Raw genomic sequence first — 16,349 nt, forward strand, 5'->3', positions numbered from 1 at the left:
GCTCCTGTCCCCCTTGTCGCTTGGCAGCCGGCCAACTGGCCTCGCTATTCCGCGCAGACCTCCTGTCGGACAGGTTTCCGCGGCCCAGGTGCGCTCATGAGCCGAGCCCCTCCAATCCGTTCCGATTGTCGGACCGGTTTCCGCGGCCTATGGACCGGAAGCTCCCGTGAACCGAGGCCCTCCAACTTGTTCGACTGTCGGACCGGTTTCCACGGCTCGGGTGGACCAGCAGCCCACCAGAGGTCCTTCAAACCTTTATGACGGGTCGGAGTGGCTTCCGCAGCCCGTGGACCGAAAGCGCCCGTGAGCCGAGGGCCTCCAAACTTGTCCGACTGTCCGACAGGTTTCCGCTGTGCCCGGGTGGACCGGGAGCTCTCGTGAGCCGAGGGCCTCCAACTTGTCCGACTGTCCGACAGGTTTCCGCTGTGCCCGGGTGGACCGGAAGCTCTCGTGAGCCGAGGGCCTGTAAACTGGTCCGACTGTCGGACTGGTTTCTGCGGCCTGTGGACCGGAAGCTCCCGTGAGCCGAGGCCATCCAAACTTGTCCGACTGTCGGACAGGTTTTCCGCCGCCCGGGTGGACCGGGAGCCCTTCAGCAGAGGTCCTTCAAACCTGTATGACTGGCGTGGCTTCCACGGCCCGGTGAGCCAGGAATTCCCGTGCCGGGGTCCTTCAAACTTGTCCGACTGTCGGACAGGTTCGTGGGGTGCACCGCTGCCGGGCAGCCTGAGCGGGGTTCTCCCTCCCCTGTGGACAGCGTGACGCTCAAGGGACCTGGCGCGGTGCTCATGCTCGCGCGCACGAGCACGCCGGCTCAGCGCCCCGTACGACGCCGCGCCCGCGCTCGCGCGGCCTCCAGTGCGGAGTCCACCCCAGCGGGCGGTTTCGGAGGCTCGGGCTTCTGCTCGGCGGGTTCATCCTGGACAGGCCTGGGCGGCGTCGTGGTGGGCTTCACGTCCGTGCGGGGTGCTGCCATGGGCTCACTTGCGATGGCTTCCTTCACGGGCCTCTCCCGCGCTGCTCGCACTCGCGGCGCGGAGAGGAACCTGCGCACCGCGACCTCCGCCAGCATCGCCGCCAGCGCGAACGCGACCAGCCAGGGCGCCAATGCCACGCGGCCCTCCGACTCCGGCGCCTCCGCGAACAGGCCCGTCATCGACAGCCGCTCCTGACCTCCACCCACCGCCGCCAGCGCTCGCAGGAGCTTGAGGCCCTCCTTCGCGCTGCCCGGCTCGAACTCCGGCGCGTACGGCAGCGCCACCGGTGGCGCCCTCAACACGCGCCCCCCCCACTTCACCACCGGGTGCCAGGTGCCGCTGCCCGTCAGCGGATACTCGACCACCAGCCGGTCCTCGTCCTCCCAGTGCAGCGGCTTCTCCACCCCGGAGCGCCCGTCGCCCGACAGCAGCACCGCCGTGGGCAGCGCGCCCGGCATCGGCTCGCCCGGCGGCAGGTCCAACGTCACGCGCAGCAGGTTGCCCTGTCGCTCCGAGCGCACCACCGCCTCCTCCTTCGGCGTCGGCCGCCCCATCGACCAGCGCACCACCGCCTCCAGCGTCGCCCGCAGCGCGCTCCACTCACGCAACTCCCCCGTGTACCTGCCGTCCACCTCCGCCGTGAGCGCCACCGTGCGCCCCGCGCCATGCGGCCACAGCGCCAGCACCGGCGCGGCGTTCGTGTCCAACGTGCGCAGCGCCACGTTCGCCCTCGGCTTCAGGTAGGTGAGGTTGTAGCCGCCCACCTGCGGCAGGCCCGTCGTCGGCAGCGGCCCCAGCAGCGGCAGGTCCGGCGCCGCCTCCAGCGACGCAGGCTCGTCCACGAACGTGGCCCTCGCCACCGCGAGCGTCTCCTGGCTGAAGATGCGCGGCAGACTCATCGCGTCCTCCGCGAAGTAGATGCGCCCAGCGCCGCGCCGGGCCACCTCGCGCAGCAGCTCCGCGTCCGGATCCGTGGACTTTCCCAGGCCGATGACCGACACCGTCACGTTGGCCGCTCGCAGCGCCGCCAATGTCTCCTGGTAGTCGCCCGGCTCCTCGGAGTCCGCCGCGTCGGAGAACAACACCACGTGCCGCGTGGGCTTTTCGCTGCGGAGGATCTCCTTGCTGCCCGCGCGCAGGGCCGTGCCCACGTAGATGCCTCCGCCTCCGCTAAAGCCCCGCGCCACCTGGTCGAACGGCAGGCCCCTGCTCACCGGACTCAAGGGGAAGATTTCATGCGGCTCCGTGTCCACCATGTGCACGGAGGCCTCGTCGTTCGCGTTGAGCAGCGTGAGCGCCGCCGTGACGCCCTCGGCGGCCAGCTCCATCTTCGTGCGCCCGTCCGGCACCTGCATGCCCATGGAGCAGCTCGAATCCATGAGCACGCTCATCGCCACCGACGCGCGCCGCTGCTCCTCGCGCATCTCCAGCGACACGGGCAACAGCGGCTCCACCGGCGAGCGCCGGTAGCCGCCCTCGCCGAAGCTCGACCGCCCTCCCGTCATCACCAGCCCGCCGCCCGCCTGGTCCACGTAGTCCGCCAGCGCGTTCAACCCCGTCTCGCCCAGCGCGTTGGCGTCCACGTTCTCCAGCACCACCACGCCCACCCCGTCGAGCGCCTCCAGCGACAGGTGGAACGGCGCCTTCACCTCCAGCGCCATGCCCGTCGCCGCCAGCGCCTTCGCCAGCGTGCCCGACGGCTGCGCGGTGAGCAGCAACACGCGCGGCGGCCCCTCCACGCGCAGCACGCCCACGCCCACGTCGTTCTCCGGGACGCCGTCTCCGGGCACCTCCACCGTGAGCCGGTAGCGCACGAGCCCCGGCTCCTCCAGGAGGTCGCGCAGGGGCAGCAGGTTGGGCCCGGGCTTGAAGTCATACGGCCCCTTCACCAGCACCTTCCCGTCGCGCTCCAGCCGCACGGTGCCGGTGACGGCGGAGGTGGCCTGCACCACGGCGGAGAACTGGAAGGGCTCGCGCACGGAGACGGTGGCGGGCACGTCCAGCGACACCACGGCCACGTCCAGCGCGGGCTCCGGCCGGGACACCTGCCGGTAGTCCACCGCGATGCCTCGCGCCGCCAGCCGCCGCGTCGCGCCCCGGGCATCCGCTCCCGTGGCCCGGCCGTCGGAGACCACCAGCACCCGGCCCGTGCGCTCGGGCGGAATGAGCGCGCCCGCCGCGTCCAGCGCGGCCGACAGGTCCGACGCCTCCGCGTCCACCGGCCGCGTGAAACCTCCGAACCGGCCCACCTCCGACAGCGGGGACTCCACCCGCGCCTCACGGCCGAAGGTGATGACGCCCACGCGGTCGCCCGGCCGGCGCTGGGACTCCACCAGCGAGACGAGCTCCTGCGCCACCCGGTCCACGTCCAGCGGCATGGAGCGCGAGCGGTCCACCACCACCGCCACGTCGCTGCCCGCGTTCGCCAGCCGCAGCTCCGGCCCGGACAGCGCGCCCACGCCGAGCACCAGCAGCGCCCACCGCAGCACCATGGGCGGGCCAGGCCTCCGGCCGTAGCGCCACAAGAAGAGGCCCAGCGGCAACAGCAGCAGCCACGCCTGGGGAAGGGTGAAGGTCATGCCTTCCTCGTGACGTAGAAGTCCGCCAGCAGCGCGGCCAGCAACACCGCCAGGGGCCAGCGGGCGCGCTCATGGCCGCTGTTCCCTTCCGAGTCCTCACCCGCTTCCTTCGCGGCCACGTCCACGCTGCCCCGGCCCCGCAGGTCCGACTCGCGAGCATCCAGCGCCAGCACCTCCAGCGAGTCCACTTCACGGCCGTCGCGCTCCAGCACGTAGCGGCCGGGACGGGTGGGCGCGGGCAGGCTCAGCGCGCCCGCGCCGAACACGGGCTTGCGGCCCGAAGGCCCCTTCAGCGCGTAGCGCGCACCGGCCTCCGTCACCACGGAGAGCGCTTCGCCCAGGTTGAGCTGACGCCGGGGGAACCCCTCGCGAAGCCGCCGCGCTTCACGCACCACGTTGCCCAGGAGCACGGGCCAGGCCGTGGTCCGCTGGAGGTTGGAGCGCGCCAGGTCCACGTTGAGGTGCAGCCGTCCGCCCTCCTCTTCCGACACGAGCACGGCTTCGCCCGCAGTCATCAACGGGCGCCCCGGAGGGTTCGCGCCCGCCGTCCACCGCACGCCCGAGAGCTGCACGTCGTCCATCAGCGTGCTGCCCTTCTCCGTGAAGAACGGCCCCACGAAGGTCCGCAGCGGCCCTTCCGCGCCCAGCGTCACGCGGGCCTCCGCGCGCGCGGGGCCGACGGACAGCACCGGCGCGCCGGGAGCAGGAGGGCCATGCGCCACATCGGGCGACACCGCCAGGAAGCGCTCCAGCGCCTGCTTCGACGCGGGCGACAGGCCCTCCGTCAGCCCCACGGCCACCGGCATCACGGGGGACGGGGGCAGGCGCACGTGTCCGTCCTCGGGCAGCGCGTCGTCCGGCAGGGACACCTCCACGTCGCCGGCTTCGCGGAACGTGAGGCGCACGGTCGCGGCACCTTCTTCCGGAAGCGCGATGCGCTCCGTGCGTTCGGTGCCTTCGCGTGCGCCCGGTCCGGGGGCCGCGCGCACGCGGGCTTCAATCTCCGAAGGCCCCGCTCCGAAGCGAGCGACCCGCAGCGTCACCGTGGCCCGGCCGCCTTCATCGCGCCGCTGCGCGGAGACCAGCGCCACGTTGCCCTGGGAGCGGCCCAGCGCCGTCCAGCGCACGGAGGGAGGCACGGTCGCGTCCTCGGAGGGCGGCGCGTCGGTGAAGAAGTGCACGCGCTTGCCCGGGCCGGCCAGCTCCTGCGCCCACAGGAGCGAAGCCGTGACGTCATGATCCGGGCCGCGCGCATCGAAGGACTCCAGAGCGCCCAGGGCGCGCGACGCCTCGGCCTCCGGTCCAGCGAGGACCTGGGGTGCCACGCCGCTCGCGAGCACCGTGACATGGGTCGCGCGTTCCGACTCCACGCGCTTCGCGGCTTCGGTGCGCACGTACTCCAGCACCGTCTTGCCCTCCGGAGTCCGCGCGGACATGGACAGGCTGCCATCCACGACGAGCACCAGGTGACGACGGCGAGCGTCCTCTCCCAGCCGCACGTCCGCCAGGTACAGCGCGGCGGCCAGCACGGCGAGCGCCTCCAGCAGCAGTGACGCCTCGCGCGTGAAGCGCTCCCACCGGGGTCCGCCCTCCGCGCGAGGACGCGGCGTGCGCCACAAGAACAGCGCGCTCACCACCACCGGCTTCTGCCGGCGGCGCAGGAAGTACGCCGCGACCAGCGGCACCAACGCGCCCAACGCCAGCAGCCCCCAGGGAAGCCCGAAGCTCACGCCCCGCCCCCCGCGACACTTCGCACGCGACTGCACCCGCCATGGTGCACGTTGGCGCGAAACGCCCGGCACTCCACGCTGCTCACACCCCGCCTCCCACGACACTTCGCACGAGGGTGCACCCGCCATGGTGCACGCTGGCGCGAACCATCCGGCGCTCCATGCGGCCCTCCTCCATGCACACCCACGCCCGCCCCCTGCACGCGAATGCACCCGCCATCGCGCTCCATGCCACTCGCACCGACGCTCACGCCCCGCCTCCCGCGATGAACAACGCGCGCAGCGGCCCCGCCACCTGCGCGCGCAGCCCTTCCGCCGCGTTCACGGTGAGCAGCGTTCCCCGCGCCCGCACCGCCGCGCTTCGCAGCGCTCGCTGGTGCTCCGCGAAGCGGCGGGCGTAGGCGGCCAGCACTCCGTCCGTCAGCAGCTCCTCCAGCGCCACGCCACTCTCCGCGTCCACCAGCCGCGCTCCCTCACCGCCCGTGGGCTCCAGGTCCTCCGCGTCCAGAACCTGCACCAGGAACAGCGCCGACGCTCCTCGCGACAGCCGGGCGCACAGCGCCTCCAGGTCCGCCTCGAAGAGGAAGTCACTCACCACCACCCGCACGCCACACGGCCGCAACGGCGGCAGCCTCCCCAGCGCCGACGCCAGGTCATCCCGCGCCTCGAACTCCGCCCCTCGCAGCGCCGCGCGGCACGCCGGCCCCTGCACCCGCTCCGACCGCGCCCCTCCCCACAGCAGCGTCGGCGTCAGCCCCTGCCGCCCGCCCACCTCCACCGTCAGCAGCGCCACCTCCCGCGCCCCCGCCGCCTTGCGCGGCGACAGCCCCATGCTGCGCGAACCGTCCAGCACCACCTCCACGCGCGGCGACACCTCGTCCTGCCGCACGCGCAGCACCAGCTCTCCCGTGCGCGCCACCGCGTTCCAGTCCAGTTGGCGCAGGTCGTCCCCCGGCTGGTACGCGCGGAAGTCGTGCAGCTCCATCGCGCTGCCCGCGGACGTGGCGCGCACCTCGCCCACCCGTCCCCGCTGCGGCAGGCGCGGCAGCGCCAGGCTCAACCCCGGCGCCAGGCGCGCCACCTCCGCCTCATCCAACCTCGCGCTCACTGCTGGTGGGCCCGCCGCTCGCGTTCAGCGAGCACCCGGTCCGCGGCGAACGCCGCCAGGAACGCCACCAGCGCCACGCACAGGAGCAGCTCCGGCGGCAGCTTGAGGCCGCTCGGGTCGCTGTAGTCGAACTTGCCGAAGTTCAGCGTCCCCAGCACCGGGTTGAGCAGGTTGAGCAACTCATCACGCCCCTCCAGGTTCAGGAACACCGCCAGCAGCGGCGGCACGCCCGCCCCCAGGACTCCCACCAGGATGTAGAGCAACCGCACCGACACCGGCGACGCGAACCGCCCCGAGCGCGGCATCCTCCCCAACAGCAGCGCCACCGACAGGTACAGCACCCCGTAGAGCGCCAGCGCCGCCTGCGCCATCCCCATCCGCAGGCTGCTCGCCGACCCATCCGACAGCCACAGCAGCCCTCCGCACCCCACCGCCCACCCCACGAGCAGCAGCACCGACAGCCGGAAGCCACGCAGCGCCCCGGGCCTGAACAGCGTCCACGCCCGGGTGCCCGCGCGCAGCGGCCGCGACTGCCCGTCCACGTCCGTCGCCATGAAGAGGGTGGCGAAGATGAGGTGCAGCCCACCGAGGATGCCCATCACGCCGGGGATGTCGTCATCCCGGTCCATGAGCCACCACATCGCCGTCATCCCCACGAACGTCAGCACCACCTGCGCCACCAGCGCCCGCCGGGGATGGCGCGTGTAGTCCTCCGTCACCAGCGACAGCCGCGCCACCGCCGTCTCGAACACCAGCCACCCGTTCGACACGAGCGCCCAGAACGCCGCGCCCAGCCCCAGGAAGAAGCTCCGGTCGAACGAGAACCCGCTGCCGCGCTCGTTCGTCACCACGAAGGTGAACGTCAGCGCCTGGAAGAACGTCACCACCAGCACGCCCACCAGCGCGAGCCGCACCGCGGCCCGCCCCATCCGGCTGTCCGCCAGCGTCGCCGCGCACACCGACACGAGCGTGAGGAACACCATCCACGCGCCGCCCAACACCAGCACCATCAGGATGGTGGGCAGGTCGATGCCGTTGAGGAAGTAGCTGAACAACAGGAACGGCCCCACCGCCGACGCGTACAGCACCGCCTGCACCAGGAAGGACGTCACCTTGCCGCGCAGGATGCGCCGGGGCCCCAGCCCCGTGAGCAGGAGCAGCGACCACGTCTCGTCCTCGCGCTCGCGCGCCAGGGAGCGGTACGCGTTGAAGGGGATGAGGCCGAAGTGCACCAGCGCCAGGCACACGAAGAAGGAGAAGAAGTACGTCCGCCCCTCGCGCGTGTAGTTGCTGTCGTGCGTGTTCGCGAACGCGATGAGCGACAGCGCCAGGCACGCCGCGAGCAGCAACCCGAAGCTCACCCAGAAGACGCGCGTGCGCAGCCCCTGCCGCACCTCCTTCACCACCAGCGGGTTGAGCCGGTCGCCCCACTTCTCCCACCGGTCGGACGCCACGGCGGGGACTCCCGGAGCGGGGGCGGACTCGGCCGCGCCCGACGCGGGACTCGCTTGCGTGCTCACGCCACCCTCCCCTTCGTCACCGTCATGAACGCGTCCTCCAGGTTGCGCTCGCGCGGGCTGAACGCGCACACCGGCAGCCCCTGCGACACCAGCGCCGCGAGCAGCGCCGCCGCGGCCGCCTCCGCCTGCGCCGGCCCCGCGTCCGCCTCCAGCTCCAGCCGCACGCGCAGCGCGCTGGCCTCGCGAGCCACGTCCTTCACGCGCGGCTGCTCCAGCAGCGTGCGCTCCGTGCGCGACCAGAGCGCCTCGGCCTCGTCGCCCTGCGTGGCCAGTCGCACCGTCAGCTCCATCACGCGGGACGAGCCCGCGCTCTGGCGCAAGAGGTCCTCCACCTTGCCCTGGGCCAGCAGGCGCCCCTGCTCGATGATGACGCAGCTATCGCAGATCTCCGCCAGCTCCGTGAGGATGTGGCTGGAGATGATGACCGCCTTGCCTTGGTCCGCCAGCGCGCGCAGCAGCTCCCGCAGCTCGATGCGCGCGCGCGGGTCCAGCCCGTCCGCCGGCTCGTCCAGCAGCAGCAGCCTCGGGTCGTGGAGCAGCGTGCGCCCCAGGGCCACGCGCTGGCGCATGCCCTTGGACAGCTCCGTGGTGAGCTTGTGCGCCAGCGGCCCCAGCCCGGTGAACTCCATCACCGACTCCACCCGCTGCTTTCGCAGCGCGCCCTTCAGCCCGTACGCGCGCGCGAAGAAGTCCAGGAACTCCCTCACGGTGACGTCGTCGTAGGTGCCGTAGCGGTCCGGCATGTAGCCCAGGAGCGGCCGGGCCCGGTCCGGCGCGTCCACCAGCGACGTGCCGTCCAGCAGCACCGTGCCCGCGGTGGGCACGTCCAGCGTGGCCAGGATGCGCAGCGTGGTGCTCTTGCCCGCGCCGTTGGGCCCGATGAAGCCCAGGATGCCGCCGGCCTCCAGTGAGAACGACACGTCGTCCACCGCGCGCAGCGCCCCGTAGTCGCGCCGCAGCCCCTTCACCTCCAGCAGGCTCATCGTCGTGCCTCCTCGACCTGACCGCGCACCACGTGCAGCGCGGCCTCCAGCTCCACGTCCAGCGCCGCCGTGGGCGTGAAGCCGCGCCCGCCCAGCCGCGCCACGAACGTCCCGTCGCCCAGCTCCCGCACCAGGGGCGTCACCCCGCCCTGCAAGCGCATGAGCGGCTCGTGCGCCAGGCCCAACAGGTCCTCGTCACCGACCTCCGTCTCCCGCGGCGTGGCCAGCCCCTCCGCGCCGTCCGCCAGCTCCGGCAGCGTCCAGAGCCGGCCGTCCAGCTTCAACGTGCCGCCCTGGAGCGGGGCCCCCAGCGCGTTCTGCACCCGCACGCCGCCGTCGGCCTTGCGCACCGTCAGCCGCGCGCGCGAGGGCACCACCGCGACCTCGCCCCACTCGCGGTAGCTGCGCGAGGGCAGGAAGCTGTTCTTCACCACCAGCCCGTTCGTCCAGTCCAGCAGGCGCGGCGGCTCCTCCGGACCCGACGAGGACTCCGAGGTCAGCAGCACGCTGGAGGCGGGCATGCGCACGCTGTCCTCCGCGAGGTTCGCGTACCAGGCGTTGAGGCCCACCGTCACCGCGCGGGACCGCTCGCGGTCCAGCAGCGTGAGGCTGTAGCGCGCGGCGTGCACGCGGAAGCCGTCCACCAGCACGGACCACGCCACCAGCCCCAGGCTCGTGAGGAGCGCCAGCGCGGGCACGGCGATGAGCACCGCGAGCGGTCCCTTGCGCCGCGCCAGCACCCACCCGCCGGGCCCCACCGCCATCACGAAGAGGAAGATGAGCAGCAGGAAGCGGCCCACGGGCGCGCGGGCGCTCGACAGCAGCGGCAGGCGCCCATCGTCGAGCATGCTGTAGCGCTGCCACCGGGGCGGCGGGCCCGCGGGCACCACCACGGCCGGGGACTGCTTCGCGTCCTCCCCGAGGATGAAGCCGCAGCCAGGGGCCTGCTTCCGGCAGTCGCGGAACTGGCGCACGAAGCCGAAGCCATAGGGTGACAGCTCCGCCTTCTCATCCTGGAGCAGCGGGAAGCGCAGGCGCGGATTCGCGGGGGGCTGGTCGAGCACCAGCCTGCCGCCCGTCACCGCGAACGTCTCCAGCACCGCCCAGACGTCGTCGGGCACCTGGTCCGCCGGCACCGCCACCAGCACCGCGTCATAGCCCGCGTAGGCCGCCAGCTCGCGCGGCGCGGTGTGCGGCTCCACGAAGCGCGTGGCGACGAGCGGCTCCGTGTTCTCGGACGCGCGGCTCAGGCCGGTCGCGGCCTCGAAGGCCTTCACGTCGCCCAGCACCATCACGCGGGCGCCCCGGTAGCCGTCCAGATAGAAGCCCCGGGACACGGTGTCCATCCCGGGCGAGTCCAGGTGGAGGGTCCCGGACTGCAGGTCCGCGGGCACCATCAGCCACGTGACGGTGCGCTCGCGAGGGCCCAGCTCCAGCGAGCGCTCCATGACGCGCCCCTGCGAGTGGATGGACAGGCGCACCGGGCGCGGCTGGCCGCCGGTGTTGTGCACCGTCACCTGGATGGGCGTGTAGCCCCGGTCCGGCACGAGCGTGACGACGCGCATGGAGGCCTTGAGGTCGCCCTGGGTGGCGAGGCTCTCCGTCGTCTCCACCACCTCGCGGTAGCCGCTGCCCTCAGGCTCCGCCTCCCGCGCCTCCACCGCCGGGCTGGTGGCGAACGCCGCCGTCCCGCCGGGAGCGCCCGGCAGCCCCGTCCAGAGCAGGGCCCCCAGGAGCACGGCGAAGGCCAGGGGCGCGCGCCTAGCCACGGGGCACCTCCGGGGTGGCCTTGAGCAGTTCGCGCACCACGTCCGGCGCGGACACCTTCTCCAGCGACGCCTCGTAGGCCAGCACCAGGCGGTGGTTGAGGGCGGCGGGCGCGGCGGCCACCACGTCGTCGAAGCCCACGTTGGGCCGGCCCTCGAGCAGCGCGCGCGCGCGGCCCGCGGCGGCCAGGGCCAGCGCCGCGCGAGGGCTCGCGCCGAAGCGCACGAAGCGGCGCACGGGCTCCGGCGCGGAGGGCTGACGCGGGTCGGACGCCTCCACCAGCCGGCCGATGAAGTCCGCCACCGGGCCGGGCAGGTGCACGCGGTCCACGGCGGCGAACAGGCGCGACAGGCCTTCGGCGTCCAGCACCGGCTCCTGCGCGGGAGGCGCGCCGCGCACGCGCGTGGTGAGCAGGGTGCGCAGCGTCCTGGCGCCCACGGGCGGCACGAGGATGCGGAAGAGGAAGCGGTCCAACTGCGCCTCGGGCAGCGGGTACGTGCCTTCGAGCTCGATGGGGTTCTGCGTGGCGAGCACGAAGAAGGGGTCGGGCAGGGGCCGCGTCTGGCCCAGCACCGTCACGGACCGCTCCTGCATGGCCTCCAGCAGCGCGGACTGCGTCTTGGGGCTGGAGCGGTTGATCTCGTCCGCGAGGACGAGGCTCGCGAAGAGGGGACCCTCGCGAAAGACGAAGTCTCGGCGCGCTTCGCCCTCCAGCACGTAGGTGCCGGTGATGTCGCCGGGCAGCAGGTCGGGGGTGAACTGGATGCGGCGGAAGGGCAGCGACAAGAGCCGCGCCAGGGCCTTGCACAGCTCCGTCTTGCCCAGGCCGGGCAGGCCCTCCAGGAGCACGTGGCCCCGGGCAAGCACCGCCGTCACGACCTGCTCGACGACCGTCTCCTGGTCGAGCATCACCTGGTTGAGCCCGGCCTTGAGCCGGGACGCCACATCCGCCGCGCCCTGCGCTTCGGCGGGACTCAGAAGCTCCGCTGCCACGTCGTTTCCCCCTTCTGGACTACGGACCACCGAAGTACCGCTTCACCAGGTCGCGGTTGCGAGGCAGCAGCGGACCGGAGGTCGGTCCCGCCGTCGCATCGCCCGTCGCGCCCGTGCCCTTCGCGCTGGACGGCCCCGCCTGCCCCGTCCGGGCCCGCGGATCCGCTGCGCGAAGGCCCCACAGCTCCTCCGCCTCGCCGCCGTTGCCTTCCGGCAGCGGCTGGAACGCGAGCCGGTTCGGATCCATCTCCGCCTCGCCGCCGAAGACGAGCGGCTGGCTCTCCCCGCCCCGGCCCACGCCCGCGCCATCGCCCGTGCCCTGCCGTGTGTTCCGGCTCGCGTGCTGGCTGCCCTGCTGGCCCTCGCCGTCGCCCTCTTCCCCTTCGCCCTGGCCTTGCCCCCTCTGGCCCTGCCCCCTCTGTCCCTGTCCGGACTGCTGCCGCCGGGTGGGACGCCGGGCCTGGGCGCCGCGGGTCCCTCGCGCTGCGTTTTCCTCACCGAAGCGCTGGGCCAGGGACTGCTGCCGGCGCTCCAGCGTGCGGCGCAGGTCGGCGAGCTGATCCGGCGAACCGGAGGCCTGCGCGCGGGCGGAAGCGCGGGCCTGGGCCTCGCGGGACGAAGCACCCGAGCCCTGCGTGTCGCCGCCCTGCCCCTGCGTGTCGCCCTCCTGCTCACCGGCGCCCTGCCCCTGGCCGTTCCGCTCGGACGTGGGAGCGTCCTGCTCACCGGAGGCGGAGTCCTCGGCGTTCCCGTTGGCGCGAGCCTCCAGCGCCATCAGCGCCTGCTCCAGCGACTCGCGCTCCCGGGTGGCGGCCTCCGCACCGCCAGCGGCGGCGAGCGCGTCCTCCAATTCAGCGGCGGCCTCGGAGGCGCGGTTGAGCTCGGCGGCGGCCTCGGAGGCGCGCTCGGCGAGCCGCTGCTCCAGGGCATCCGCGGCCTCCCAATCCGCGGAGTCGAAGCGCCCCTGCGCCACCTCCTCGGACAGCCGGCGCAGCTCCTCCTCGACGTCGGGCCCCAGGGGCTCCTCGCGGGCCAGGGCCTCGGCCTGGGCCTGCACGGCGGCGACCTGGGTCGCGGCGGCGGCGTTGATGTTCGACGCGCGCGGCGCCGGCAGCGGCACGAGCAACCCCACGGCGAGGAACACGAGCGCGCCCAGCAGCGCGCCCACGGGCCGGCGCCAGGGAACCTCCGGAGGCTTCACCTGCTGGGCGAACTGGTTGAGGCTCAGCTCCCACTCGCCGACGGGCCGCTCCAGCCGCGTGAGCAGCAGGCCGCCCGCGTTAGCCGAGCGGTCCGCGAGCACCGCCGCGTACTCCAGCGACACGCCGCGCGACCGGGCACGAACGAACCACCACGCCAGCCCCGCGACGACGAGCGGAGGCACGGCCCACACAGCCAGGTGGCGCAAGAGCAACCGCGACACCACGCAAGCGGTGGCCAGGGCCCAGAGGGGGGCGATGCCCGCGCCCGTCCAGGCGACCACGTTGAGCCGCCGCTGCACGCGCCGGATGGGCGCGAGCACGAGAGACTGGAAGCGGCGTTCGTCACTGGCGGCCATGCGTGGAAGCCAGTGTCGGACACCCGGCCCACCGTTCACAAGCGACGCCCGGGAACGGTCGAATCCCGCCGTGGACGGTCGGGAGGACGGAGCGGGCAGCCTCTCGCGTCATGAGAAACCGTGGCCGGTTCCGCTGTGCTAGAGGGACGGAGCCTGCCTCTGCCGGAGCCTCCCCATGCTGACGTCCCTGCGGATCCAGAACTTCCGCTCCCTCCGGAACCTCACGGTTGAGGGACTGACCCGTGTCAGCCTGCTAGTGGGAGCCAACAACACGGGTAAGACGTCGGTGCTCGAGGCCGCTGAACTGGCGCTGGCGGGCAGCTCGCCTTCCGTAATCGCGCGTGCGCCTTCGAGGCGAGGGGAGGTCAACGTCCGCATTGAGGACGGGACTGGAGTGGTTTCGCGTCTAGAGGTTGCCCACCTCTTCTTCGGCCACGACCTCAAGCTTCGCCCTACGTTTCGAATCGAGGCATCCACACCCGAACCATGTTTCTTTGAAGGACGCATTGAGCCGTATTCACCCAATGCCGCGCTCACCGTCGCGGAACAGGTTGCATCCGGGCTGCAACTTGAGGCTCCCCTTGGACTCACGGTGGAGAGCGATCGGTTTGTCGCGGTAAGTCAACCTCTCTCAGAGCAGGGGTTGCTGCCCAACGCGTTCCAAACCGCTCGAAGGCTGGCAGTGAACCCAGCCGCTCCTCCCCCACGAGTGCATTTCATCCAGACATCCGCCCCGCCGCTGATGACCATTCGAGAGCTCTGGGACGATGTTGTCCTGACTCCAGAAGAAGCATTGGTCACCCAGGTTCTCCAGATCATCGAACCTGGCATCGAACGGATCGCCGCACTCGCTGGAAGTTCTGGTTTTTCGGCAGCGACCATCTTTATCAAGCTGAAGGACTCCGACCAGCGCATTCCCCTTGCCAGCATGGGTGAGGGAATCAACCGGCTGTTGGTGTTGGGCTTGAACCTCGTTAACGCAGCGGGCGGCTATCTGCTCGTGGACGAAATCGACACGGGCCTCCATCACTCCGTGATGGTGAGGATGTGGCGGCTCGTGACGGAAGCTGCAAAGCGACTGAACGTGCAGCTCCTCGCGACGACCCACAGCCTGGACTGTGTTCGAGCTCTCGCTGCGCTCTACGAAGAGCAGCAGGGACTCCGAGACATTATCTCCGTTCACCGCATTGAACGGAACGCCGAGCACAACGTGCCGTACTCGGCGGACGAACTCCTCGCCGCCGCACGACACGAAATGGAGATCCGGTGAGCCCGCCGTCTCCCAAGAGCCCTTACCGCTTGATGGTCGAGGGGCCAGACGACAAGCACACCCTCGTCCATCTATTGAAGCGGCACGGCTACGACTGGGACGATGCAACGCTCAAGCGTCCCTATGTTGAGGACGTGGGTGGCGTGGAGAAGCTGCTCGAAAAAACACTCCTGTCCACCGCGCTCAAGACACATGACCGGCTCGCACTGGTCTTCGACGCGGATTTGCCTCCGTACAACCGCTGGCACCAGCTCAAGACCTGCCTCGAACAACTCAGCATCACGGTCCCTGATGCCCCCGAGCCCGGAGGAACCCTCCTCTCCGGCCTTCGTCCCAACTCCCGACTGGGCATCTGGGTCATGCCAGACAATGCCCTGCCCGGCCGGATCGAGGAGTTCATCGAGAAGCTCGTCCCTGCCGATGACACCCTCTGGCCCCACGCACGAACAACCACCACGGATGCGCTGAATCAAGGCGCTCCACTGCGTCCCCAGGACCACGTGAAGGGCGCCCTCCATGCATGGCTCGCATGGCAGTTGGACCCGGGCCTCCCATTCGGCGTCGCCCTCGCCAGCAAGGTCCTGAGCCACGACTCGCCCGAAGCTCAACGTTTCGTGGCCTGGTTCCACCGCTGCTTCTCCTGAACCCGTGCGACCTCCAAATGCGGCGGTTACTGTGCCGCCCCCATGAACTTCCGATTCCTTGGTCGCAGCGGTCTGAAGGTCAGTGAAATCTCCTTTGGCAACTGGCTCACCCACGGCTCCCAGGTGGAGGAGGACGCCGCGGTCGCGTGCGTGAAGGCGGCGCTCGACACGGGCATCACCACCTTCGACACCGCCGACGTCTACGCCGGCACCAAGGCGGAGGCCGTGCTCGGCCGCGCCCTCAAGGGCCAGCGCCGCGAAGGCTACGAGCTGTTCACCAAGGTCTACTGGCCCACCGGCCCCGGCCAGAACGACCGCGGCCTGTCGCGCAAGCACATCATCGAGTCCATCCACGGCTCCCTGCGCCGCCTCCAGACGGACTACGTGGACCTCTACCAGGCCCACCGCTTCGACGCGGAGACGCCCCTTGAAGAGACCATGCTCGCGTTCGCGGACATCGTCCGCCAGGGCAAGGCGCTCTACATCGGCGTCTCCGAGTGGACCGCCGAGCAGATCTCCGCCGGAGCGAAGCTCGCCCGCGAGCTGCGCGTGCCCTTCATCTCCAACCAGCCCCAGTACTCCATGCTCTGGCGGGTCATCGAGTCCAAGGTCATCCCCACCTCCGACGCCGAGGGCCTGGGCCAGATCGTCTGGTCCCCCATGGCCAAGGGCGTGCTCTCAGGCAAGTACCTCCCCGGCAAGCCCCCGCCCGCGGACACCCGCGCCGCCACCCAGCAGGGCGCGTCGTTCATGACCAACTTCATGACGGACGACGTGCTCACCCGCGTCCAGCAGCTCAAGCCGCTGGCCCGGGAGGCCGGCCTGTCCATGGCGCAGCTCTCCATCGCCTGGGTGCTCCAGAACAAGAGCGTCTCCTCCGCCATCATCGGCGCCACGAAGCCGGAGCAGGTGCTCGACAACGTGAAGGCCACCGGCGTGAAGCTGGACGCGGAGCTGATGCGCCGCATCGACTCCATCCTCGGCCCCGTCGTGGAGCGCGACCCCGCGCAGACCACCAGCCCCAGCCGCAGGCCCTGAAAGTCGTACGGCCGCCCACCCCGCAGGACAGGCGCTCCCACGCCCGCCCCGCCCCGTGCCCGCCATATGACATCCGCGCCCTGGTTTCGCCGCGCCCGTCCCACGGCACGCGACAGCGGGGTGAACTCCCCCCCGTTCCATTTGACTTTTAAGTCGGGGGGAACAAGAGACTGCGCCGCGCG

11 protein-coding genes are annotated in these 16,349 nt (G+C 71.7%); 3 read left to right on the forward strand and 8 right to left on the reverse strand.

All coding sequences use genetic code 11. From position 1 onward, the window contains the following. Positions 1-814: 814 nt before the first annotated feature. The 8 genes from K8556_RS31895 to K8556_RS31930 all read right to left on the reverse strand — a co-directional run bounded on the left by K8556_RS31895 (position 815) and on the right by K8556_RS31930 (position 13,215). Positions 815-3,556 (reverse strand): VWA domain-containing protein, encoded by a 2,742-nt coding sequence (locus K8556_RS31895; RefSeq protein WP_223743883.1) that lies wholly within the window; start codon positions 3,554-3,556, stop codon positions 815-817. Beyond that, positions 3,553-5,286: a BatA and WFA domain-containing protein gene (locus K8556_RS31900; RefSeq protein WP_223743884.1), complete on the reverse strand. Its 1,734-nt coding sequence runs from the start codon at positions 5,284-5,286 to the stop codon at positions 3,553-3,555. Before K8556_RS31900 ends, K8556_RS31895 begins: the two co-directional genes overlap by 4 nt. Before the next feature lie 247 nt (positions 5,287-5,533). After that, positions 5,534-6,394, reverse strand: a complete 861-nt coding sequence (locus K8556_RS31905; protein WP_223743885.1) for a DUF58 domain-containing protein — start codon at positions 6,392-6,394, stop codon at positions 5,534-5,536. Beyond that, the gene (locus K8556_RS31910) at positions 6,391-7,914 is read right to left on the reverse strand and encodes an ABC transporter permease (RefSeq protein ID WP_223743886.1); all 1,524 of its coding nucleotides are present in this window, start codon (positions 7,912-7,914) and stop codon (positions 6,391-6,393) included. Before K8556_RS31910 ends, K8556_RS31905 begins: the two co-directional genes overlap by 4 nt. Then, positions 7,911-8,897, reverse strand: coding sequence for an ABC transporter ATP-binding protein (locus tag K8556_RS31915; protein WP_223743887.1), 987 nt, complete (start codon positions 8,895-8,897; stop codon positions 7,911-7,913). Before K8556_RS31915 ends, K8556_RS31910 begins: the two co-directional genes overlap by 4 nt. Next, positions 8,894-10,666 (reverse strand): hypothetical protein, encoded by a 1,773-nt coding sequence (locus K8556_RS31920; protein WP_223743888.1) that lies wholly within the window; start codon positions 10,664-10,666, stop codon positions 8,894-8,896. The genes K8556_RS31915 and K8556_RS31920 overlap by 4 nt, the downstream gene beginning before the upstream one ends. Next, positions 10,659-11,657, reverse strand: coding sequence for an AAA family ATPase (locus K8556_RS31925; protein ID WP_171423440.1), 999 nt, complete (start codon positions 11,655-11,657; stop codon positions 10,659-10,661). The genes K8556_RS31920 and K8556_RS31925 overlap by 8 nt, the downstream gene beginning before the upstream one ends. A gap of 19 nt (positions 11,658-11,676) precedes the next feature. Then, on the reverse strand, positions 11,677-13,215 hold the full coding sequence (locus K8556_RS31930; protein ID WP_223743889.1) for a hypothetical protein: 1,539 nt from the start codon (positions 13,213-13,215) through the stop codon (positions 11,677-11,679). Between the two features lie 175 nt (positions 13,216-13,390). On the opposite strand from K8556_RS31930, the gene K8556_RS31935 reads away from it, so the two are divergent. From K8556_RS31935 to K8556_RS31945, 3 genes are read left to right on the forward strand one after another with little or no spacing between them, the layout of a single operon-like run. Then, positions 13,391-14,485 (forward strand): ATP/GTP-binding protein, encoded by a 1,095-nt coding sequence (locus K8556_RS31935; protein ID WP_223743890.1) that lies wholly within the window; start codon positions 13,391-13,393, stop codon positions 14,483-14,485. 32 nt (positions 14,486-14,517) lie between these two features. Continuing rightward, a complete protein-coding gene (locus tag K8556_RS31940) occupies positions 14,518-15,129 on the forward strand; it encodes a DUF3226 domain-containing protein (RefSeq protein ID WP_306799749.1) in 612 nt (203 codons plus the stop codon). 42 nt (positions 15,130-15,171) lie between these two features. Further along, complete coding sequence (locus K8556_RS31945) at positions 15,172-16,167, forward strand: aldo/keto reductase family protein (RefSeq protein ID WP_223743892.1); 996 nt, start codon at positions 15,172-15,174, stop codon at positions 16,165-16,167. Positions 16,168-16,349 lie beyond the last annotated feature (182 nt).

The sequence above is a fragment of the Corallococcus sp. AS-1-12 genome, assembly GCF_020036995.1.
GTDB lineage: Bacteria > Myxococcota > Myxococcia > Myxococcales > Myxococcaceae > Corallococcus.

Coding starts and splice junctions, on each gene's coding strand:
- K8556_RS31895 (WP_223743883.1), bottom strand. CDS start 3,556: ATGACCTTCACCCTTCCCCAGGCGTGGCTGCTGCTGTTGCCGCTGGGC.
- K8556_RS31940 (WP_306799749.1), top strand. CDS start 14,518: ATGGTCGAGGGGCCAGACGACAAGCACACCCTCGTCCATCTATTGAAG.
- K8556_RS31945 (WP_223743892.1), top strand. CDS start 15,172: ATGAACTTCCGATTCCTTGGTCGCAGCGGTCTGAAGGTCAGTGAAATC.
- K8556_RS31915 (WP_223743887.1), bottom strand. CDS start 8,897: ATGAGCCTGCTGGAGGTGAAGGGGCTGCGGCGCGACTACGGGGCGCTG.
- K8556_RS31935 (WP_223743890.1), top strand. CDS start 13,391: ATGCTGACGTCCCTGCGGATCCAGAACTTCCGCTCCCTCCGGAACCTC.
- K8556_RS31930 (WP_223743889.1), bottom strand. CDS start 13,215: ATGGCCGCCAGTGACGAACGCCGCTTCCAGTCTCTCGTGCTCGCGCCC.